The sequence below is a fragment of the Bacteroidota bacterium genome (assembly GCA_016706865.1).
In the GTDB taxonomy this organism is placed as follows: Bacteria; Bacteroidota; Bacteroidia; order Chitinophagales; family BACL12; genus UBA7236.
In genome coordinates this window covers 877501-899650 of sequence record JADJIS010000003.1, presented here as the reverse complement: position 1 = coordinate 899650, position 22150 = coordinate 877501, and the positions used below count along the sequence as shown (strand labels likewise).

Annotated in this window: 16 protein-coding genes; 12 read left to right on the top strand and 4 right to left on the bottom strand. The window is 36.1% G+C overall.

What is annotated here, in order from left to right:
- The first annotated feature begins 10 nt into the window (after positions 1-10).
- A complete protein-coding gene (locus tag IPI31_13260; GenBank protein MBK7568784.1) occupies positions 11-2221 on the top strand; it encodes an OmpA family protein in 2211 nt (736 codons plus the stop codon).
- Between the two features lie 104 nt (positions 2222-2325).
- Positions 2326-4068, top strand: coding sequence for a M61 family metallopeptidase (locus IPI31_13255; protein ID MBK7568783.1), 1743 nt, complete (start codon positions 2326-2328; stop codon positions 4066-4068).
- A 103-nt stretch (positions 4069-4171) separates the two neighbouring features.
- On the opposite strand, the gene IPI31_13250 is transcribed toward IPI31_13255, so the two are convergent.
- On the bottom strand, positions 4172-4930 hold the full coding sequence (locus IPI31_13250; protein ID MBK7568782.1) for an SDR family NAD(P)-dependent oxidoreductase: 759 nt from the start codon (positions 4928-4930) through the stop codon (positions 4172-4174).
- A gap of 194 nt (positions 4931-5124) precedes the next feature.
- On the opposite strand from IPI31_13250, the gene IPI31_13245 reads away from it, so the two are divergent.
- From IPI31_13245 to IPI31_13230, 4 genes are all read left to right on the top strand, one after another.
- Positions 5125-7305, top strand: coding sequence for a TonB-dependent receptor (locus IPI31_13245; protein ID MBK7568781.1), 2181 nt, complete (start codon positions 5125-5127; stop codon positions 7303-7305).
- A gap of 81 nt (positions 7306-7386) precedes the next feature.
- Complete coding sequence (locus IPI31_13240; protein MBK7568780.1) at positions 7387-8061, top strand: hypothetical protein; 675 nt, start codon at positions 7387-7389, stop codon at positions 8059-8061.
- A 158-nt stretch (positions 8062-8219) separates the two neighbouring features.
- A complete protein-coding gene (locus IPI31_13235; protein MBK7568779.1) occupies positions 8220-9683 on the top strand; it encodes a T9SS type A sorting domain-containing protein in 1464 nt (487 codons plus the stop codon).
- Positions 9684-9840: 157 nt separating this feature from the next.
- Positions 9841-11304, top strand: a complete 1464-nt coding sequence (locus IPI31_13230; GenBank protein MBK7568778.1) for a T9SS type A sorting domain-containing protein — start codon at positions 9841-9843, stop codon at positions 11302-11304.
- Between the two features lie 472 nt (positions 11305-11776).
- On the opposite strand, the gene IPI31_13225 is transcribed toward IPI31_13230, so the two are convergent.
- On the bottom strand, positions 11777-13267 hold the full coding sequence (locus IPI31_13225) for an SLC13/DASS family transporter (protein ID MBK7568777.1): 1491 nt from the start codon (positions 13265-13267) through the stop codon (positions 11777-11779).
- Positions 13268-13595: 328 nt separating this feature from the next.
- On the opposite strand from IPI31_13225, the gene IPI31_13220 reads away from it, so the two are divergent.
- The 5 genes from IPI31_13220 to IPI31_13200 all read left to right on the top strand — a co-directional run bounded on the left by IPI31_13220 (position 13596) and on the right by IPI31_13200 (position 18728).
- The gene (locus tag IPI31_13220) at positions 13596-14402 is read left to right on the top strand and encodes a 2,3,4,5-tetrahydropyridine-2,6-dicarboxylate N-succinyltransferase (protein MBK7568776.1); all 807 of its coding nucleotides are present in this window, start codon (positions 13596-13598) and stop codon (positions 14400-14402) included.
- 219 nt (positions 14403-14621) lie between these two features.
- Entirely contained in the window at positions 14622-16061 is a 1440-nt protein-coding gene (locus tag IPI31_13215) for an HD domain-containing protein (GenBank protein ID MBK7568775.1), read from the top strand.
- 343 nt (positions 16062-16404) lie between these two features.
- Entirely contained in the window at positions 16405-17313 is a 909-nt protein-coding gene (gene miaA, locus IPI31_13210) for a tRNA (adenosine(37)-N6)-dimethylallyltransferase MiaA (GenBank protein ID MBK7568774.1), read from the top strand.
- Positions 17314-17383: 70 nt separating this feature from the next.
- The gene (locus tag IPI31_13205) at positions 17384-17893 is read left to right on the top strand and encodes a metallophosphoesterase family protein (protein MBK7568773.1); all 510 of its coding nucleotides are present in this window, start codon (positions 17384-17386) and stop codon (positions 17891-17893) included.
- A gap of 397 nt (positions 17894-18290) precedes the next feature.
- Entirely contained in the window at positions 18291-18728 is a 438-nt protein-coding gene (locus IPI31_13200; GenBank protein ID MBK7568772.1) for an Hsp20/alpha crystallin family protein, read from the top strand.
- A 1099-nt stretch (positions 18729-19827) separates the two neighbouring features.
- Here IPI31_13200 and IPI31_13195 read toward each other — a convergent pair.
- Complete coding sequence (locus tag IPI31_13195) at positions 19828-20742, bottom strand: T9SS type A sorting domain-containing protein (protein ID MBK7568771.1); 915 nt, start codon at positions 20740-20742, stop codon at positions 19828-19830.
- Between the two features lie 81 nt (positions 20743-20823).
- Complete coding sequence (locus IPI31_13190; GenBank protein MBK7568770.1) at positions 20824-21444, bottom strand: aquaporin; 621 nt, start codon at positions 21442-21444, stop codon at positions 20824-20826.
- A 197-nt stretch (positions 21445-21641) separates the two neighbouring features.
- Here IPI31_13190 and IPI31_13185 point away from each other — a divergent pair, with 197 nt between their 5' ends.
- The gene (locus IPI31_13185; protein MBK7568769.1) at positions 21642-22124 is read left to right on the top strand and encodes a redoxin domain-containing protein; all 483 of its coding nucleotides are present in this window, start codon (positions 21642-21644) and stop codon (positions 22122-22124) included.
- Positions 22125-22150 lie beyond the last annotated feature (26 nt).

The window sequence follows — 22150 nt, the reverse complement described above, 5'->3', positions numbered from 1 at the left end:
CAAGATCAAAATGGTTAGATATACCCTTTTCCTGTTCGTTTTTTTTATCAGCAGAACCCTTCAAGCCCAACAGGTTCAATGGGCATCAAGTGTTGTTAGATTTTCTACCGAATATTCCAGAACCCAATATTCTTCCAAACAAGTAATTGGTAAACCAAACAAATTACCTGCATCAGGTGAAAGTATGGTTGCATGGGCAGCATCAACTCCGGATAATCCCAATGGTGAATTTATTCATGTTGGATTTAGCAATCCACAAAAGGTGAAACAAATAGGTGTGGGTGAAAATAATTGTCCGGGTTCTGTAAAAGAAATTATATTATTTTCCACCGATGGGAAAAAATATTCTGTTTATAAAAATGATACCATTACACCACAATTTACCTCGGGCGGAAGAATATTCAGGGTATATATTCCACTTACGGATTATTTAGTAAGCGAAGTAAAAGTAGTATTAAATACCAAAGCAATTCCCGGTATGAATCAAATTGATTGTATCGGAATTTCAGAAAGTGATGAACCCATTAAAGCAAAAATTAATGAAGCTACTTATACCGACGAAGTACCCGATCCTGAAAACCTGGGGCCTACAGTTAATTCCAATGCTGATGATATGTTTGCATTTATAGCACCTGATAGTAAAACTTTGTATTTCGCACGCAAAAATTATATTGAAAATACCGGTGAAGCGCTTAGAGATGATATATATGTTTCTTTTCTGGAGAATGGAAAATGGACGGAGGCGAAAAATATAGGCAAACCACTAAATAACGATCAGCATAATTATGTATCGTGGATCAGTCCGGATGGCAATAATTTATTACTTGCAAATAATTATGAAAAGGTTAAACAGGACATATCTGTCTCCAAAAAAAGTGACAATGGATGGTCATTTCCAAAAGCATTAAAAATAAATGACTTTTATAACGACAATGAATTTTCCTGTTATCATATGAATACGGAGGGGAATGTAATTCTTATGAATATTGTTCGCCCCGACAGTTATGGTGATATGGATATTTATGTGAGCAGGTTGCAGCAAAACGGGGTATGGACAGAACCAAAAAATGTAGGTAACACCATTAATTCTGCTGCCGTGGAAGGAAGTGTTTTTATTGCTGCGGATAATAAAACGATCTATTTTGCATCCAATGGTATCAGCGGTTATGGTGGATACGATATGTTCATGAGCAAACGTCTTGACGATACCTGGTTAAACTGGAGTGAGCCGGTAAATCTTGGAAAAAAAATAAATTCCACAGGCCATGATTATTATTATACAATTCCGGCGAGCGGAGATTATGCTTATTTTTCATCCACAAATAACTCCTATGGAAAAGCGGATCTTTTTCGGATTAAATTACCTGAAATTTTGCAACCCGAACCTGTTACTTTAATGAAAGGAAAAATAATAGATGCCGAAACCAAAAAAGAGATCAATGCTGAAATTGAATTCGGTGGGTTGATAAGCGATGAACCAAAAGGAATTGCAACAACAACAGAAGGCGGATATCAGATCATTATTCCGGAGGATAATTATAATGTTACCATTAAAAAACAAGGTTACTTTCCTGTAACAAAAACTTTAGAAGAAAATTTAGATTTTGAGGAAGTGGATTATAATACGGAGAACGAATTGGAAACGATAAAACACGATATTAAAACGGAATTACGGGCAGAAATAAAAACTAAACCATTGTCGGATGATGAACTTCTTAAGGAAGTAAATAAGCGTGTAGAGGAAGAATTAACATCGACAACAACCATCGAAAAAGACAGTATCATAAAAGAAATAAACGACGAATTAAAGACCACAACCGATACACTTTATGCCGAAGTGAATGAGGATATTGAAATGATACCGATAAGAGCAGGAACAATTATAAGGCTTGATAACATTTTCTTCGAAGCAAATAAATCTGATCTCATGGATGAATCATTTGTCGCTTTGGAGGAGGTGGTAGAATTTTTAAAAAGTAATCCGAATATTTATGTGGAGATCGGTGGTCATACCAATGGCTTGCCAAACGATGATTTTTGTTTTAAATTATCAAATGCAAGAGCAAAAAGTGTCACCGACTATCTAATATCCAAAGGTTTAAAACCTGATCACATAACCTGGAAAGGATATGGCAAAACGGAACCTATTGCAGACAATGCCACAGTAGCAGGTCGCAAAAAAAACCAAAGGGTTGAATTAAAGATCATCAGTGTGGAATGATATAGCGTGTTTAAAATAAATATCCGGTAAATTTTCCGGTATTTCGTGATTACTTCCATTTATATCCACACAAACATTTATTTTAGCATTTTTAAATTATAAACATGATCTCGAAAATTTTATATCATATTTCAACTCCAAATCCTTATACACATTATTTTGAGGTTAAATTAATTTTGGAAGGCACTTCTGATAACACAACTAACCTTCAAATGGCAGTTTGGACACCGGGCTCTTACATGGTGAGGGAATATGCAAAAAATGTGGAGCAAATAAAAGCATTGAGTGCTGATGGCAGTGAATTAACAGTAGAAAAAATAAATAAAAACAATTGGCGAATAAATAATTCCGGAAATAATTTCACCTTTCAATATAAAGTATATGCTTTTGAGGAAACTGTGAGAACCGGATTTTTAGATGAATCGCACGCCTCTATTATTCCTGCAGCACTATTTATTTATCCTGCTGATTTTGATGTGCCGATATTAATTCAGTTTCACCCATATTTCGCATGGAAAAATATCTCTACTTCTTTAGAAATGGTGGATAATGACCCATGGAAACGTTTTGCACCAAACAGAGATATTTTAATAGATAGTCCCATTGAAATTGGTAATCACAATATACATAAATTTGAAGCTGCGGGAGTGCAACATGAATTGGCAATTTATGGAGAGGGAAATTATAATGCAGAAAAAATAGAATCGGATATAATTAAGATAATAAATGCAGAACTTGCAGTTTTCGGTCATCATCCATGTACTTCCGATCAATATTCCAATAATCGTTATGTGTTTATTTTACAGAACAGCAATAATGGCAGAGGTGGATTGGAACATCTCAATTCCACAAGTTTAATTTTCAAACGTTTGGGTTATACACCTGAAAGCAGTTATCGGGAATTTATCAGTTTAGTGAGTCATGAGTATTTTCATCTCTGGAATGTTAAACGATTGCGCCCTGCAGCCTTGGGACCATTTGATTACACATCTGAAAATTATACCACTTCACTTTGGATAGCAGAAGGATTTACCAATTACTACGATGATATTATTCTGCGCCGGGCAAATATTCTCCCCGAAGAAATATATTTGGAAATTGCTGCCAAAAATATCAACGACGTGGAAAATGCACCGGGAAATAAAATACATCCGGTAGGCCATGCCAGTTTTGATGCATGGATAAAATATTATCGCCAAAATGAAAATTCCAATAATGCGCAGGTTAATTATTATACCAAAGGTGGGGTGTTGGCAATGTTATTGGATATGATGATAATCACTAATTCTGAAGCTACACATTCCCTGGATGAGGTTATGCGTGAGGCTTATGAAACTTTTTATATTAAGGAACATCGTGGATATACTGAAGCGGAATTTAAATTAATTTTAGAAAAATATACAGGTGTTGATCTTACATCTTTTTATGTCGATCATGTTTTGGGCACTGCTGAAATTAATTATCAAAAATATTTCTCCCCACTCGGGTTAACTTTAGAAAATTCATTACAGAATGTTATTGAAATAGACCTGGGATTAACATTTAATGAAAAGAACATCATCACCCAAATAAGAAAAAATTCTGCGGGTGAAAAAGGAAAATTAAACGTGAATGATGAAATAGTTGCCATCAATAATTATCGGTTCACTCCTACCCTTCTATCTACTATTACAACAGAACTTCCCGAAGGAGCTTATGTGCTCTTTATTATAAATCGCGGAGGAATTATAATGAATTTTGAGATCCAACTTCAAAAAACAGATAAGGTGAATTATAAAATAACTGTTGATTCTAATGCATCCGAACATCAAAAAAAATTATATGCAAAATGGTTGCACCTTAGTTAATCCTAATGCTTAAAAAATTATTTTGGCGTATTGGTCATTGCAAGACATTACAAAGTAATGTCGAAGCAATCCCCCAATGATATAACAAATCAACAATTAAATTCTACACTTTCTTCAACACGGTATTCGCATCACTTTGCGCAGTTGGCAATATGGTTATTTCCTCCAGATTAACATGCGCTGGTCTGCTTGCGGCAAAAAATACAACATCCGCAATATCCTCCGCCTTCAACGGCTCAAATCCTGCATAAATATTTTTTGCTTTTTCCTCATCTCCTTTAAATCGAACCATACTGAATTCGGTTTCAGCTAAACCCGGCGAAATATTGGTCACTTTAATTCCATATGGTAATAGGTCCATACGCAATCCTTTGCTTAAAGCTGTTACTGCATGTTTGGATGCACAGTATAAATTTCCCATTTTATAAACTTCCAATCCTGCAACAGAAGAAATATTAATTATATGCCCTGATTTTTTTTCCATCATCCCTCCCACCAGAAATTTTGTAACATACATTAATCCTTTCAAATTAGTGTCTATCATTTTTTCCCAATCTTCCACATCTCCATCCTGAAAAAGATCGCGACCTGCTGCAAGTCCGGCATTATTAATTAAAACATCAATATTTTTCCATTCCGTCGGAAGGGTGTTTATTTGTTCTTCCACCTCCATTTTTTTGCGAATATCAAAAACAAGAATGTACACCTTAACATTAAAGTCTGCTTCCAACATCACCTTTAATTTTTCCATTCTATCTTTTCTCCGCGCACAAATTACAAGGTCATATTTTTGTGAGGCAAATTTTTCCGCACAAGCTTTTCCGAATCCCGAACTGGCTCCTGTTATAAATACGATGGGCATATTTTGTGAATTTAAGTGGCAAGATTAATTAAAATTCAGCAATACGGGTATTCATCGTTTTAATTATCCTGTTAGTCTAAATTTTTTATGCCTTTATCCTAAGGTTCTTTGATTACACCAAAAAAGCGTTGTTTCTTTGTAAAATATAATCAACAAAATATCGTCAAATTGGTTATTCAGATCAACAGGCTATTATGAAAAAAATATTTACGCTCCTCTTATCTTTAGGATTATTCACTTTAACATTTGCCCAAACTACTATCAGTGGCAAGGTTTCCGACACCAAAAAGGAAAAACTTCCAGGCGCAAACATTATCTTAAAAGATACTTACGACGGCACTACCAGCGATTCTATCGGAAATTTTACATTTACCACTTATGAAACCGGAACACAGATTCTTGTGGTTACTTTTATCGGATATGAGGATTATACAGATACAATAATACTAAGCAATACAACATTAAATTTGGACATTGTCCTAAAAGAGATGTTCAACGAATTAAATGCTGTAGTGATCTCCGCAGGTGCATTTGAGGCAAGTGATGAAAAGAAAAATACCATTCTTAAACCCTTGGATATTGTAACAACTGCCGGTGCAGAGGGCGACATTTATGGTGCTCTGGAAACCTTACCAGGCGCCAGCAAGGTAGGAAACGACGATGGATTATATGTTCGCGGCGGAAGTGATTATGAAACAAAAACCATCATTGATGGTATGCCGGTAAATAATCCCTATTTTTCGACAGTTCCCGACGTGCCGTCAAGAGGTCGTTTTCAGCCTTTTATGTTCAAAGGCACCGTTTTCAGTACAGGTGGATATTCTGCGGAATATGGGCAAGCTCTATCCTCTGCAGTAATTTTAAATACCGAAGATATGCCTGAATACACCGCTTCCGGCGTGAGTATTGCACCAATTTTTCTCGGTGCATTTCATACCCAAAAATTTAACAAGGATAAAACTGCTTTGGGCGGCGGAATTAATTATACTAATCTGGCTTTATTTGATGAAGTATATAACCCTGCAACATTCGAATGGATAAATAGTGTGGAGGCAATAGATGGAAGTTTATTCTTCCGACAAAAAACTTCACAAACAGGTTTGTTAAAGGTGTATTTTCAGAAAGAAAGTTCTGATTTCAGTCTGCGCACTCCAGATATCGACAGCCTGCCGGAAACCGATGATATAGAATTGGGAAACAGTTACAATTACCTGAATGTTTCATGGCGCGAGATCTTAACCGATAAATGGAGTGTAAATGCCGGTGTCAGTTACAGTAAAAATAATGATGATATTGTTGTGGATGGATTTGATGTTGGTCGTGCAGATGAATCGTATCAGGCGAAAATTACTTTTAACAATGAGATAACCAAAAAAATTAAAATTCGTTACGGAGCTGAATATCAAAATCAACATTTTGAACAAAATGCAGGATTATTAAATTTCGGGATAGATGATGATTTCTACGGCACATTTGTGGAGGGTGATATTTTTATTACAAATGATATTGCAGGAAGAATTGGCGTTCGTGGAGAATATTCGGAAGCACTGGGTGAATTTAATCTTGCACCACGTGTTTCGCTTGCATATAAAACAAGTAAAAACGGGCAGATATCTTTTGCTTATGGCGATTTTTATCAGACTCCTCAACCCAACTATTTATATGTTGCAGAAACCAATCCTCTCGTTTATGAAAAAGCGACACATTATATATTAAATTATCAATACATCACCAACGATCGCACATTTCGCATAGAAGGATATTATAAAAAATACAATGATCTTATAACACAGGATTCTTTTAATCTCGATAATTTTTATTTCGATTATTCCAATAATGGATTTGGTTATGCACGAGGAATTGATCTTTTCTTCCGGGATAAAAAAACCATTAAATATGCTGATTATTGGATATCCTATTCTTTCCTCGACACTAAAAGAAAATTCTCCGATTATCCGGAAGAAGTTACACCAACATTTGCTGCTCAAAACATTTTAAGTTTAGTGTATAAACATTATATACCATCTATAAACACACAGGTTGGAGCTACATACCGATACATAAGCGGATGGCCATATTTTAATCCAAATTCTGAAGAATTTCTCAGCGATGTTTCTCCTGATCTGCACAACCTTGCTTTAAATGCAAGTGTATTAACAAGTTTATGGGGTAACTTTACGGTATTCTTTATTTCATGGGATAATGTTTTACAACAGGATCAGATCTATGGATATCAATATTCAGCCAATGGTGAAAATATGATAGTAAGTGAGGCTCCTGTTAAAAGCACTTTATTTTTCGGAATATTTATGTCAATACTTTATGGCGACGACCGAAGAGTGAATGATATTGATATTGATAAATCGGCAGAATAATTGCAGGGAATATGCATTCATAAATCAAAACGCATTAATTATAATTTTTACAAACATCAAAATAATATCAAAACAATAAATATGAAAAAACTATTAATCATTTTAACCCTTGCACTCACTACTTCAACTGTATTTGCTCAAAGTGCGAAGTACAATGATGCTATGACAAAAACCCTTGCTGAAATGGACACCCTTAAATCAGGTGATCAATTTATGGCTCTTGCAAATAAATTCGAGAGAATTGCATTAGCGGAAAAAAGTATGTGGTTGCCTTATTATTATTCTGCACTTGCCCGTTGCACAGCTGTTTTTATTTATAACGACAATGCCAAAACAGACGCTATTTTGGATGTTGCAGAAAAACACGCAAAAATTGCCGATTCACTTCAACCAAAAAATTCGGAGATTCTGGTTTTAAGAAGTATGGTATTGGGTGGACGAATTATGGTAGATCCAATGACACGCGGACAATCCTTAGGAATGCAAAGTATGATGGTAATGAATGAGGCTATGCAAATTGATCCGACTAATCCAAGAGCATATTATATGTTAGGACAGTCATTATTTTATACTCCTCCTCAATTTGGTGGCGGAAAAGAACAGGGATGTGCAATGTTCAAGAAGTCAAAAGAAAACTACGCCATTTTCAAACCTGCTAGTGCCTTACATCCAAACTGGGGTGAAGACCAGGTAGATGAGATGCTCAAACAATGCACACCGGCAGTAGATCCTGTTACCGGAGGCGAAAAAGAATAATCGTTTTTAACTTTATAAAAATCCTGCTTTGGCGGGATTTTTTTTTGTGGCACCTGCAATATCATCTGAGGGTAAAATTTAGTTATAAACTTTGTTAAGGTTTATAAATAATATTAGGAATTGTTATCTTTGGAAGATAAATCTTTTAATCAATAATTATGAAAAAAATTTACCTTTCATTACTACTCGTTCTCGGTATTGTAGTTTTAAGCAACACGAATGCTAAAGCTCAGTTGGAGAATGGAACCATAGCACCCGATTGGACCTTAACGGACATCAATGGCGTGCAGTGGAACTTATACACTTTACTTGATCAAGGCAAAAGTGTATTCCTCGATTTTTCGGCAGTTTGGTGTGGCCCATGTTGGAGCTACCATAACACGGGAAATTTAGAAGCATTATACGAAGATTACGGACCAGATGGAACCAACGAAGTAATGGTTTTTTATATTGAAGGTGATGGCGCTAGTACTATGGATGAAATGAATGGTATTGGTGGAGGAACTCAAGGTGACTGGGTAACTGGAACTCCTTATCCTATGATATTAACACATGCAGGTGATCCAAGTTATGCAGTGGTTTCTGATTATGAAATTGCTTATTTCCCTACTATCTACCGCGTTTGTCAAAACAGAATAATTGAAGAAGTTGGACAAGTATCCACTGCTGCACTTTATGCATCTATCGATGATTGTGCTTCTGCTTCTGTAAATGTTGACCCAAGTATCCTTACTTACGACGGACCGGTTATCGGTTGTTCAGAGGTTGATCTTGAGATAACTATTCAAAATATGGGTTTTGATCCGCTTACATCTTGCACTATTACTGCATTTGAAGGCGCAACTGAAATTGCTTCCTTAGATTGGACAGGTAACCTGACTACTTACCAGGTAGACAATGTTAATTTAGGAACAATTACTTTAATTGATGCAAGCACTGATATTGAAATTCGCATAACTTCCGCGGATGATAACGATGTGAATAACAGCATAGAAACTACTATTACCTACGAAGATGATGTAACTGTAACCATCCATCTTGAAATTAAAACTGACGATTATCCTACAGAAACCCGTTGGGAACTTATTGATGAGAGCACAGGTGATGTTATAGCAGAAGACGGACCTTATTCAAACAGCGATGCAGGTGAAATCGTTTATGATGAAGATATCACTTTAAACGGTGTTGGATGTTACACCTTTACATGCTATGATGCTTATGGTGATGGCCTTTTAGGCGCTGCCTACTATAAAATATTTTCTGCTGATGGTGGTTTGATCACTTCAGGTGGCGAAAATATTAAATTTGAAAAATCTGATGCATTAAAAGTGAATAATGAAACTGCTATTGAAGACATTACTGCTTTAAACGGTGTTTCTTTATATCCTAACCCTGCAAATAGCTCTTTCACCTTTGATATCAATATGAATCAAACAGCGGAGATCGCTATCAGTGTTGTGGATATGTATGGAAAAGTGATCGCTGACATTACCAATACTGCATTGGTTGCCGGTTCACATTCCTTTGAAGTATCTACTGCAAACATGGCAAATGGTATTTATTTTGTGAAAATGACAGAAGGCGGAAATAACGCAGCTGTTAAATTCACTGTTTTTCATTGATTTCAATCAAACTACAATACACTGAAACTCCTGTTTAATAGCAGGAGTTTTTTTATGCCCATTAGCCAACTGCAAACTATTTTCCACAATTAGATGTATACACATTAAAATTACATTATTAAGAATATCATTATATTTGTTACCTAATTTAAATCTTATGATGAAAAAATTCCTCTCCCTAATCCTCTTATCTACTTCACTTTTACTGATCAGCAATAAGGCTGAAGCTCAGTTAGAAGAAGGAAGCATAGCACCCGATTGGACCCTTACAGATATTAACGGAGTTCAATGGAACCTTTATACTATTTTAAATGAGGGTAAAAGTGTATTTCTTGACTACTCTGCCGTATGGTGCGGACCATGTTGGAGTTACCACACAGGTGGCAACCTTGAGTCTTTGTATGAAGATTATGGTCCTGATGGAACCAATGAGATCATGGTATTTATGATAGAAGGCGATGGATTCAGCACTATGGATGAATTGAACGGAATTGGTGGCGGAACACAAGGCGACTGGGTTACCGGAACACCTTATCCTATTGTTTTAACTCATGTTGGTGAAGATAGTTATGATGCAGTGAGCAATTATGACATTGCTTATTTCCCTACCATTTATCGCATTTGTCCGAACAGAGTCATAAAAGAAGTTGGTCAGGTTTCTGAAACAGCTCTTTACAACTCCATTGCAAGCTGCGAAGTTGCAAGTGCTTCTGTTGACCCAAGTATCATGGCATATACAGGTGAAACTGTTGGTTGTGCTGAGGTGGAATTATCTATCAACATGCAGAATATGGGATTTGATCCACTAACTTCCTGCACTATAAAGGCATTTGAAGGCGCAACGGAATTACTTTCTTACGATTGGTCAGGTGATCTAAGTATTTATGAAATGGAAGAGATCGTAATTGGTTCTATAACATTAACAAGTGCTGAGGCTGATATCGATATTCAAATAACATCGCCTGATGATATTACTGATAATAATACAGTATCAACCACCATCAGTTATGAAGATAATGTTAGCATGGTAATTCACCTGGAATTTAAAACTGATAATTATCCTACTCAACTGCGTTGGGAAGTAATTGACGAAACTACTGGCGAACAGATCTATGATGATGGTCCATATACCAATGGAGATAAAAACGAAGTTGTATTTGATGAAGATCTTACATTACCTGGTTTAGGTTGTTATACATTTAATTGTTTTGATACAGGTGGAGATGGTATTACTGGTTCAGGTTATTTTAAATTATTTAATGATGCAGGTGGTTTAATTGTTCAGGGAACTGAAAATGTTGGATACAAAAAAGCTGTAGCATTAAAAGTTGCAAATGAAACCGCAATTAATACTATTGATGCTGTTTCTGCATTCAGTATTTATCCAAATCCAGCACAATCAGAATTTTTAATCAATTTTGATCTTGCAACATCTGAAGAAATAAACATTGCTCTAGTTGACCTTTTAGGACGTGAAATTAATACAGTTTCAAACAGTAATTTATCTGCAGGCAATCATTCATACTCTGTTGATGTTACAAATTTTGCTAACGGAATTTATTTTGTAAAAATGGAAAGTAATGGCGTTAATCAAACTGTGAAGTTTGTAGTTGCTCATTAATTTTTAGAATATAATATTTAAAAAACCCTTCCGAATTGGAGGGGTTTTTTATTTTAGTTATTGCGTAAAGGTGCGATGATTAGAAAGAGTAATCAGTAATGAGTAATGAGTCTGATTCTAGTAGGCCTAATGTTTTTACTCATTATTAATGATTTCAGTAACTGGGTGAATGGTGAGTAGGGAGTCGTGAGATAACTCCGACTTTGGAAGAAAATTATGGACCTTCCAAAAATTTCTTGGATACATCGAACCGGATTCACGATTCACGATTGACGATTCACGAAAAGTGGTGAGTAGGGAGTGGTGAGATAACTCTGACTTTGGAAGAAAATTATGGACCTTCCAAAAATTTCTTGGAAACATCGAACCGGATTCACGATTGACGATTCACGAAAATAGGTCAGTAAACTTCTCTAAACCGTTTAATTTTCCACTTGACTAATGACTCCTGACTATTGGCTCTTGACTCCTCTCACATCAAAAACAAATATCCCAACAACATAATAAAAAGCGTAATTATAAACGCACCAGAAATGTCGAGCCAAAATCCGGCGCGCATCATTTGGCGGGCGGATATTTTTTCGGTGGCGAAAACTATTGTGTTGGGCGGAGTGCCGACCGGAAGCATAAATGAATAACTTGCTGCAATGGTAATGGGCATTAAAATCATTAATGGAGGTAATCCTAATTGAATTACAACAGGGATCATAATTACCATAAATACATTTACTGTGGCAGTGTTGGAGGCAAATTCAGAAAATAATGTTGTTATCAGACATAAAATAAAAATTAGCAACCACATGGGTAAATTTTGAAGACCTATTAAATTTCCTGCTATCCATTTATCCAATCCGGAAACTTCCACTCCTTTTGCGAGAGCGAATCCTCCACCAAATAAAAAGATAATGCCTATGGGAATTTTTTTCACCTCTTCCCAGGTTACTATAGTACTATCCTTAATATTTTTAGATGGAAAAAATAATAATACTCCCGCCATAAAAATGGCTACATAACTCTCCCCAACAAAATCTCCGTTCGGCAATAAATGTCTCCATCCATAAACAGTGAAACTTCCGAAATCTTTATCATCCAATGTTATCCAAAGTAAAATTGCAATTCCGAAAACAATGCCTATCACTTTTTCCTCAAAACCCAATTTCCCTAATTTATTTTTTTCATCGCGACAGAAATTCATATCCGGTTTTAAGTGGTCGCTCTTCCTTAAAAATAAAATGCGAAATAAAACGATCATGATGGCAAGCATACACAAACTCATAGGAAAAACCATTACGAACCAATTGGAAAATGTTAGAGGTGTTCCGTCTGGAAAACTATCGTCGTAAAAGTTTTTCATTACCATATTAGGTAAGGTGCCAACTAATGTTGCCGTTCCGCCAATAGATGATGCAAAAGATACAGCAAGTAATAAAGCAGCAGCAAGACCTGTTTTCTTTTTGTCATCTCCTCCGTGAATCTGATCCACTACTGCTAAAACGATGGGCAACATCATTAAGGTAGTGGAAGTATTATTCAACCACATACTTATAAAATAAGTGGAAACGGAAAAACCGAATAATAATCGACCGGGAGTGTTTCCAAATTTTAATAAAATATTAAGGGATATTCGTTTGTGTAAATTCCACCTTTCAATAGCGAAGGTGAGAATGAATCCTCCGATATAAAGGAAAATAACATCCTTCATATATTGAGGCGCAACATCTTTAATATCCATTATGCCTAAGAGTGGAAACAAAATCACCGGCATGAGGCTGGTTACAAATATATTTACCGACTCCGTTATCCACCAATATGCCATGAGAACCATAACCCCTGCAGCTTTGCATAAAATGAGTTCGTTTCCCTGCAAGTAAAGTAAATAGGCAGCAAGTATTGCTAAAATTGGTCCGGCTAATAATTTCAGATTTTTACCCATCTTAATTAATGCCAAATGTGCGAAATACATTGCAGAAAAAAAAGTTTTGGATTAACACAAGTAATATTATGGTTAAAATTCCACCTATCTTATGCGTGGTATTTAGATTAATTATACTACAAAATTCTAAATGTCCCACCAATCAATACACGTAATTTTTTACCACAAGGAGCACAAAGGAACCCACAAAGAACACTATTTCTCTTCACAAAATACATTGTGCCCCTTGTGTTTTCCCTTGTGTTCTTAGTGGTTAATTTTTTACCACAAATAGCACAAAGATTACTCTATGAATCGCACTTCATACTTTTTGAAAATATAAAAAGCAAACAATCAAATGAATGTATAATTTTGCAACATGCAGCAAATAATTGAAAAAGCGTGGTCAAACAGGGCCTTGTTGAAGGAAGAAAATGTTCAGGAAACCATTCGGGAAGTGATATCCCTTTTGGATAAAGGTGAAATACGTATTGCTGAAAAAATTAATGGGAACTGGGAAGTGAATGAGTGGATCAAAAAGGCGGTGATCCTGTATTTTCCTATTCAGCAGATGCATACCATGGAGGTGCCACCTTTCGAATTTCACGATAAGATCCCTTTGAAAAATGGGTTTGCAGCGAAGGGAATTAGGGTTGTTCCACACGGAATTGCCAGATATGGCAGTTTTCTTGCGCCGGGAGTGATTTTGATGCCTTCTTACGTGAATATTGGCGCCTACGTTGATTCTAACACCATGGTTGACACCTGGGCAACGGTAGGTAGTTGCGCTCAAATAGGCAAAAATGTGCACCTGAGTGGCGGCGTTGGCATTGGTGGCGTTCTGGAACCCGTTCAGGCTAGTCCGGTGATTATTGAGGATAATTGTTTTATCGGGTCGCGTTGTATTGTCGTGGAAGGAGCTTTAATTGAGGAAGAAGCAGTTTTGGGCGCCAATGTGGTGATCACGCAATCGACTAAAATTATTGATGTTACCGGTGATGAACCAATTGAGTATAAAGGAAGAGTTCCCGCAAGATCAGTAGTAATACCGGGTTCTTATACTAAAAAATTCCCTGCTGGCGAATATCAGGTTCCTTGTGCACTTATCATCGGGACTCGCAAAGAAAGCACAGATAAAAAGGTGAGTCTGAACGATGCGTTACGCGAAAATAATGTGGCGGTTTGATGGCAATTTTATTCCGGCCTTCTCAATTTTCAACTTCAGCCTTTACAAAAATTAAATATTATTTCTTTAAAAACAATCTCAAAATAAAATAAAATCAGAAATCTTAAAAATTGCAACAATTCCCCGAAAAAAAAAAATTTTAAAAATTTTTTTTTGGGGACCCCCTTTTTTTTTTTTGCCCCCGGGGAAAAAATGTATTTTTGATATGAGAACTAATAAATGGTTGATCCAAAGACACATAAAATAAATTTCCATTTTACGAAAGAAGAAAAATTTCTTTTCGAAAAAATTACTGCCGTGTCGGAGGAGTTGAATTACCCTTGTTATATTGTGGGGGGATATGTACGTGATAAATTATTGTATCGCGATTTTAAAAAAGATATCGATTTTGTTTGTGTGGGAAGTGGTATTGAGCTTGCAAAAAAAATCGCCTCTCTCCTACCCGGAAAACCTTTGGTTAATGAATTTAAAAATTTCGGGACCGCACATTTTACCTATGCGGGTTTAGAACTCGAATTTGTTGGTGCAAGAAGAGAATCTTACCAGCGGGACTCAAGAAAACCGATCGTAGAAGATGGCACATTGGAAGATGATCAGTTGCGTCGAGATTTTTCTATTAATGCAATGGCAATTTCTTTACAAAAAAAAGATTGGGGGATATTGGTCGATCCATTTAATGGAATGCAGGATCTCGAGGATAAAATCCTTCGCACTCCAACAGATCCCAATATTACTTTTTCTGATGATCCTTTGCGTATGATGCGTGCGATCAGGTTTGCAACACAATTGGATTTTACTATTGAACAAAGTACTTTAGATGCGATTTCCAATAATAAGGAACGCATTAAAATTATATCTCAGGAAAGGATCACCGACGAATTAAATAAAATAATTTTAGCTGTAACTCCTTCCAAAGGATTTATTTTATTATCGGAAACGGGACTTTTGGAAATTATTTTCCCTGAATTTTATAATTTACATGGCACCGAAATAATTGATGGCAAGGGACATAAAAATAATTTTTATCACACTTTGGAAGTGCTGGATAATTTAGTTCCTTACACAAATGATCTTTGGTTGCGCTGGGCCGCAATTTTACATGATATCGCAAAACCCGCTACAAAAAAATTCGATGCGAAAATCGGATGGACCTTTCATGGTCACGAAGTAGTTGGCGCACGCATGACTAAACAAATATTTAAAAAATTAAAATTACCACTACAAAATGAAATGCGTTTTGTGGAGAAATTAGTTTTATTGCACCTGCGACCAATTTCGCTCACAAAAGAAAATGTAACCGACAGCGCCATACGAAGATTATTATTTGAAGCAGGTGATGATATGGAAAGTCTTTTATTATTGTGTAATGCTGATATCACCACAAAGAATCGTCTGAAAGTAAAACGTTATAAAGAAAATTTCGAGATGGTGAAACAAAAGATCATAGATCTGGAAGAACGCGATCATCTAAGAAATTTTCAACCACCAATAACCGGAGAATTAATTATGCAAACATTTAATCTCAAACCCGGTCGTGAAGTTGGAATAATAAAAGATCATATACGGGAAGCGATCTTGGATGGCGTAATTCCGAATAATTATGATGCCGCATATCAATTGATGATGAATAAAGGTGCTGAGTTGGGGTTAAAAAATTAGGCCCTCGACCTACCAGGTTTTTTTTAACCTGTGAGGTCTGAGGGAAGGGGGAATTTAATTAAGAATGAAAGAATGAAAGAATGATTCAACCCTCGCCTACAAGGTTTTTTTTAACCTGTGAGATCTGAGGGAATGAAAAAGAAAATGAATGATGAAGGATTGAAAGAATGAAAGAATTAAACCCTCGACCTACCAGGTTTTTTTTAACCTGTGAGGTCTGAGGGATGGGAAAAGAAAATGAATAATGAAGGAATGAAAGAATTAAACCCTCGACCTACCAGATTTTTTTAATCTGTGAGGTCTGAGGGAAGGGCGAAGAAGAGGTGCAATCGATAGTTAATTTATGAATGAAAAACATCTTATCGTAATAGCCGGACCAACAGCAGTTGGTAAAACCGCTATTGCAATAAGACTTGCGCAACATTTTAATACAGATATAATTTCTGCGGATGCAAGACAGTTTTATAAGGAAATGAATATTGGAACTGCAAAACCTACTGACGAACAATTAAAATTAATCCCACATCATTTTATTAATTTTTTATCCGTTAATGATGTTTATAATGTTGGACAATATGAAAAGGATGTTTTAGAGAAATTAAATGAATTATTTAAAACGCATGATGTTGTAATTATGACCGGTGGCGCAGGATTATTTATTAGGGCTGTCACCGAAGGTTTGGATGTATTGCCTTCCGCAGATCCGGAAATAAGGGAATCTCTGCAGGAATTATTTGAAACACAGGGAATTGAGGCATTACAAATTAAACTGGAAGATGTGGATCCGGAATATTATAAAAAAGTTGATATTCAAAACCCTGTGCGATTGATCAGAGCATTGGAAGTATTTTATGCAACGGGAAAACCAATATCTACCTTTCATATCCGTGAAACTCCTGAAAGACCATTTAAATCAATAAAGATTTGTCTTGAAATAGAAAGAGAAACTTTATACAATATTATTAACAACCGCGTAGATAAAATGATTGATAATGGATTATTAAAAGAGGCTGAAAATTTGTTTCCACTACGCCATTTAAATGCATTGCAAACAGTAGGGTATTCCGAACTTTTTGATTATTTAGAAAACACCACCGACCTGAAAACAGCCATCGAAAAAATAAAACAAAACACCCGAAACTACGCCAAACGTCAAATGACATGGTTTAGAAAGGATAAGGAATTTGTATGGATTAACGCTGATGATTACGAAAAAATTCAATCCCTTGTTGAGGCTCAATTAATAAATTGAAAATTAACAAATTGTCAATTTAATAATTGTCAATTTGGTAATTGATTTCTCCCTGAAACTATAATTTAACATGAAAAAAATCCTCCTCCTCTCCGACACGCATAGTTTTCTTGATGATAAGATCATAGCTCACTGCAATTGGGCGGATGAGATCTGGCATGCGGGTGATATTGGAAATGTGGAAGTTGCAGATAAATTGGAAAAAATAAGACCCATGCGAGCAGTGTATGGAAATATTGACGGAAAAGATCTGCGCGTTATTTATCCGCTCGACAATAGATTTATTATAAATGGACTCGATGTTTATATAACACATATAGGAGGTTATCCCGGACATTATGAAAGAAGGGTCAGGCAAATATTAGAAGTCAATCCTCCCCAATTATTTATTTGCGGGCACTCCCACATTTTAAAAGTAATGCGCGACCAGAAATACAACATGTTGTGTATGAATCCCGGAGCTGCCGGAGTGCACGGTTTTCACAAAATGAGAACAATGATCAGGTTTTCAATTGAAGCCGGAAAAATACTACAACCGGAAGTTATTGAACTCGGAAAACGTGGGAGTATTAATTCTTAAATATCCCATAATTGAATCAAAAGGCAAACCCCGTTAGGGGTGACATTATTATAGTAACGTAATAAATAAAAAACACAAACCCCGCTAGGGGTGATATTATAACCCATCATACCAAACAAGGACCGATTTTAAAGGAATTGAAAGTTTAAAGAGATTAAAATCGGAAAATTTGTCAATTAATTCTCCTACGCTATGACAATTCGTGTATGTAAGATTTCCATTTAATTACATTTTGTCAGCCAACCATGTCTCAAATCGGTTTGGTATTTAGTTTGTCCAAAGCATCTTGCAATTGCAAAACAAAGATCTAAAAAAATTGATCTGTTATAGCTAGACAGTTCAACTTAAAATTGGAATTAAAATTATTTAATAATTAAAACAAAAAAAAATAAACGATATGTTAACCGTAAGACGTAGACCAAACGGAGTTCCTGCATTAGTAAATGTATTTGAGAACTTCTTCAACAACAATTTCCCTGAAAAATATCTTGAAGATAAGGGAGAATTTGTTCCATCTGTAAATGTTTCTGAAACCGAAAAAGAATTCAAATTAGAATTTGCAGTTCCCGGTTTTGAAAAACAAAATTTTGATGTTCAGATCGACAAAGAATACCTCACCATTTCCGGTAAAAAAGAAATAAGCAATGAGGTAAAAGAAAAAAATTACAGCAGAAAAGAATTTTCTTTCGGCAGTTTTAAACGCACATTTACCTTACCTGAAAATGTTGCAGCTGAAAAAATAGAAGCAATTTATGAAAATGGTATTCTTCATCTTAACCTCCCTAAAAAAGAAGTAAGCGTAGAAACAACCGTTAAAAAAGTAGAAATTAAATGAGTGTGAGTTAAGGTGGTTTTTTTCAAGTGAAAAAGAAGGCTGTTCTGAAAAGACGGCCTTTTTTGATGTACCGATGAACAGCCAAAATAATTTACCAATGCCTGTCCGGCTTTTCGACGGATACCAATGAACAGCCGGACCTTCGGTCTATAAACATCCGGACTGGGATCAATTATCAAATTACCAGACTAATAAATTAACAAATGATATAATGTACTAATGAACAGCCGCGACCCCGTCGACCTCAGAGGTTTTGAAAACCTGTGAGGTCTTTTGGCAAATATGGTTGAAGAAGAATATAATAACCGGTAAGCCTTAAGTCCTCCTTACAAAATGTAACGATCCTTCGGATCTATTTGATTAGGCTGAATATAATCCAGTCCTGAAAGGACGACACATCTTGTAACCACGGACTTCAGTCCGTGAGAATTAAGCGGATCTGCATAATTATGATGAGTATGATCTCAGCACTGCCCATAACCGGAGGGACTAAAGTCCCTCCTTACAAGATGTAACGATCCTTCGGATCTATATCATGAGGTTGAATAGAACCTAAGTCCTGAAAGGACGATCCATCTTGTAACCACGGACTTCAGTACGTGAGTATTAAGCGGATCTGCATTATTATGATGAGTATGATCTCAGCACTGCACATAACCGGAGGGACTAAAGTCCCTCCTTACAAGATGTAACGATCCTTCGGATCTATATCATGAGGTTGAATAGAACCTAAGTCCTGAAAGGACGATCCATCTTGTAACCACGGACTTCAGTCCGTGAGAATTAAGCGGATCTGCATAATTATGATGAGATGATCTCAGCACTGCCCATAACCGGAGGGACTAAAGTCCCTCCTTACAAGATGTAACGATCCTTCGGATCTATATCATGAGGTTGAATAGAATCTTAGTCCTGAAAGGACGATCCATCTTGTATCCACGGACTTCAGTCCGTGAGAATTAAGCGGATCTATATAATTAGGTTGAATATAATCTAAGTCCTGAAAGGACGACACATCTTGTAACCACGGACTTCATTCCGTGCGAAAAAAAAGGCTGCTTTCTTGCGAAAACAGCCTTTTAAAAAAGTTATTCTTAAATTACTTTTTAACCACAAACTTGTTGCTATAAACTACAGTTCCATTATCTACTAAACGGAAAGAATAGATACCACTTGAATAAGAATCAAGATTGATGCTATTCATATCAGGAGATAATGTTTTAACATCAACTCTTTGTCCGCTCAAGCTGTAAACTTCAATTGTAACGTCGTTTGTTGCTGGGTTGTTGATATTGATATAATCAGAAGCAGGGTTAGGATAAACGTTGCGTTTGATACCGTAACCATTCCATTCTTCAACTCCTACTCCACCAGTAACTTCAAGATCATCCACATATAAAACAGAACCCGGAACCAATGAAGTAAATCCACCGGAAGATGTAATGGTTATTTGCATTTTGTCAGGAATTACGGGAGCAAAATAAGTGATTGGACAAACAAAAGAAACATAACCTGCAGAGGTGTTTGGATCGCGGTATTGACCAGCACCAACAGTGTCAGTTCCTAAAAACATTAAAACTGCAATGTTCATTGTGTCAGAACCAGATGGAGCGTATTGGTAAAATCCACCCAATTGATCATAATTGCTTGAAATGGCTGCACCACCGGCAACTGCTGGTGTAAATGTTACAAAATCAAAAGAAATAACACCTGTTGTAATTGTACCAGGAACATCTAAAGGAGTTCCCAAAACATCTAAGGTTTTAGTAGTAAGTTTTGCTGCAAAAGAACCACCATGCACATTATCAGAATTTCTTTCACAGTTTCTGTCAGAAATTCCAAGATCGGCAGCAATTTTATCCGGCACATCCCAACCATCTGGTACATCACAGGAAATTCCAGACGCAACTGAAGTATATACTGTCCAATCCTCCATGTCGCCATTCGGAACCTGGCTGTAGGAAACAGTTGTGAGGGTAATTAAAGAGGTTGCTAATAGTAAACGAATTTTCATACTTTGTTTTTTTATTTGTTAATTAATAATACGAAGATAAATATATCTCTTTTTTTTGAAAAAATTAAATTTGGATCAAAGTTAATCGGAATTGGTCATTTTATAGACACTTGCAGCAACTGCACCTCCTACCATTGCACAAACAATATGCAGCAACATATCACACCAGTTTCCAGCGCCTAAATCACTGAAATTCAAGGCCATAAGATTGTGACTGATACTTACAGCCGGGTTAAAAGCTCCTCCGGAAATATTTCCAACCGTCATTGCCCCTGCAAAAACAGTGAAACCAATTGCCAAACCATAAAACGAATTACCTGAGTTTTCGGTAGATGTTGCAACATTTAACACTACTGAAGCCAATGCAAATGTAAAAAGTAACTCTCCTGCTATTGCTTCCATCCACATACCTTCAGCAACTGCAACTTCAGTAGGTCCACCCTTTAGCCAATGCGCAACGGCAGCTCCAACTAAACCTCCAAATATTTGTGCTCCCCAGTATTGCATTGCCTCTTTGGCAGCTATTTTACCACGGAGCAATACAGCAGTAGTAACTGCAGGATTAAAATGACCCCCACTGATATGTCCGCCCATATAGATCATAACCATCAAAATTGCTCCGATAGCCAAGGGATTACCGGATACCCCGATAACCAAAACCAGGAACATGGTCCCGATAAATTCGATAATTAGTTTTTTCATTTTGCCTGTTTTTAAATGTTCACAAATGTTGAAATTATATTTTTTCCAAACAAATGCATTTATTAACTATTGCACAGAAACTGTATGATATATTGTTATTCAGATTCGAACAATTCTTAGAAACCTATGTTAGAACAACGTTCAATTGAATGAATCTTTTACAACTTTACATTGTCTAATTTTACAAAAAAATAAAAATGAAACTTGAAATCGGTCAGCCGGCTCCTGATTTTTTAATGTATGATACTGATAAAAATCCCTTTCGTTTAAGCGAACATAAGGGAACTCCTTTTTTATTATTATTTTTTCCATTTGCGTTTACCTCTACATGCACGAAGGAATTATGCAGTACCCGAGATGATATATCATTTTACAATAACATAAATGCAAAGGTTTTGGGAATAAGTGTGGATGCGCCTTATTCATTAAAGGAATATCGCAATCAACAAAATCTCAATTTCCCATTACTCAGCGATTTTAATAAAACAGTTTCTGAAACTTATGGTTGCCTTCAAGACCGATGGGGAATGGAATTAAAAGGTGTTTCCAAACGCAGTGCATTTATTATTGACGGAGAAGGAATTATTCGTTACATAGAAATTTTAGAAGATGCAGGGAAAATTCCTGATTTTGATGCAATAAAGAAGGTTTTGACGGATATTGTAGGGCGTGAATCGTGAATCTGGTAAATGCTGCTTAATTCGGA

What these genes read in the sequence shown, in the direction of transcription:
- IPI31_13260 (MBK7568784.1), top strand. Translation starts at nt 11, where the DNA reads ATGGTTAGATATACCCTTTTCCTGTTCGTTTTTTTTATCAGCAGAACC.
- IPI31_13255 (MBK7568783.1), top strand. Translation starts at nt 2,326, where the DNA reads ATGATCTCGAAAATTTTATATCATATTTCAACTCCAAATCCTTATACA.
- IPI31_13250 (MBK7568782.1), bottom strand. Translation starts at nt 4,930, where the DNA reads ATGCCCATCGTATTTATAACAGGAGCCAGTTCGGGATTCGGAAAAGCT.
- IPI31_13245 (MBK7568781.1), top strand. Translation starts at nt 5,125, where the DNA reads ATGAAAAAAATATTTACGCTCCTCTTATCTTTAGGATTATTCACTTTA.
- IPI31_13240 (MBK7568780.1), top strand. Translation starts at nt 7,387, where the DNA reads ATGAAAAAACTATTAATCATTTTAACCCTTGCACTCACTACTTCAACT.
- IPI31_13235 (MBK7568779.1), top strand. Translation starts at nt 8,220, where the DNA reads ATGAAAAAAATTTACCTTTCATTACTACTCGTTCTCGGTATTGTAGTT.
- IPI31_13230 (MBK7568778.1), top strand. Translation starts at nt 9,841, where the DNA reads ATGATGAAAAAATTCCTCTCCCTAATCCTCTTATCTACTTCACTTTTA.
- IPI31_13225 (MBK7568777.1), bottom strand. Translation starts at nt 13,267, where the DNA reads ATGTATTTCGCACATTTGGCATTAATTAAGATGGGTAAAAATCTGAAA.
- IPI31_13220 (MBK7568776.1), top strand. Translation starts at nt 13,596, where the DNA reads ATGCAGCAAATAATTGAAAAAGCGTGGTCAAACAGGGCCTTGTTGAAG.
- IPI31_13215 (MBK7568775.1), top strand. Translation starts at nt 14,622, where the DNA reads ATGGTTGATCCAAAGACACATAAAATAAATTTCCATTTTACGAAAGAA.
- miaA (MBK7568774.1), top strand. Translation starts at nt 16,405, where the DNA reads ATGAATGAAAAACATCTTATCGTAATAGCCGGACCAACAGCAGTTGGT.
- IPI31_13205 (MBK7568773.1), top strand. Translation starts at nt 17,384, where the DNA reads ATGAAAAAAATCCTCCTCCTCTCCGACACGCATAGTTTTCTTGATGAT.
- IPI31_13200 (MBK7568772.1), top strand. Translation starts at nt 18,291, where the DNA reads ATGTTAACCGTAAGACGTAGACCAAACGGAGTTCCTGCATTAGTAAAT.
- IPI31_13195 (MBK7568771.1), bottom strand. Translation starts at nt 20,742, where the DNA reads ATGAAAATTCGTTTACTATTAGCAACCTCTTTAATTACCCTCACAACT.
- IPI31_13190 (MBK7568770.1), bottom strand. Translation starts at nt 21,444, where the DNA reads ATGAAAAAACTAATTATCGAATTTATCGGGACCATGTTCCTGGTTTTG.
- IPI31_13185 (MBK7568769.1), top strand. Translation starts at nt 21,642, where the DNA reads ATGAAACTTGAAATCGGTCAGCCGGCTCCTGATTTTTTAATGTATGAT.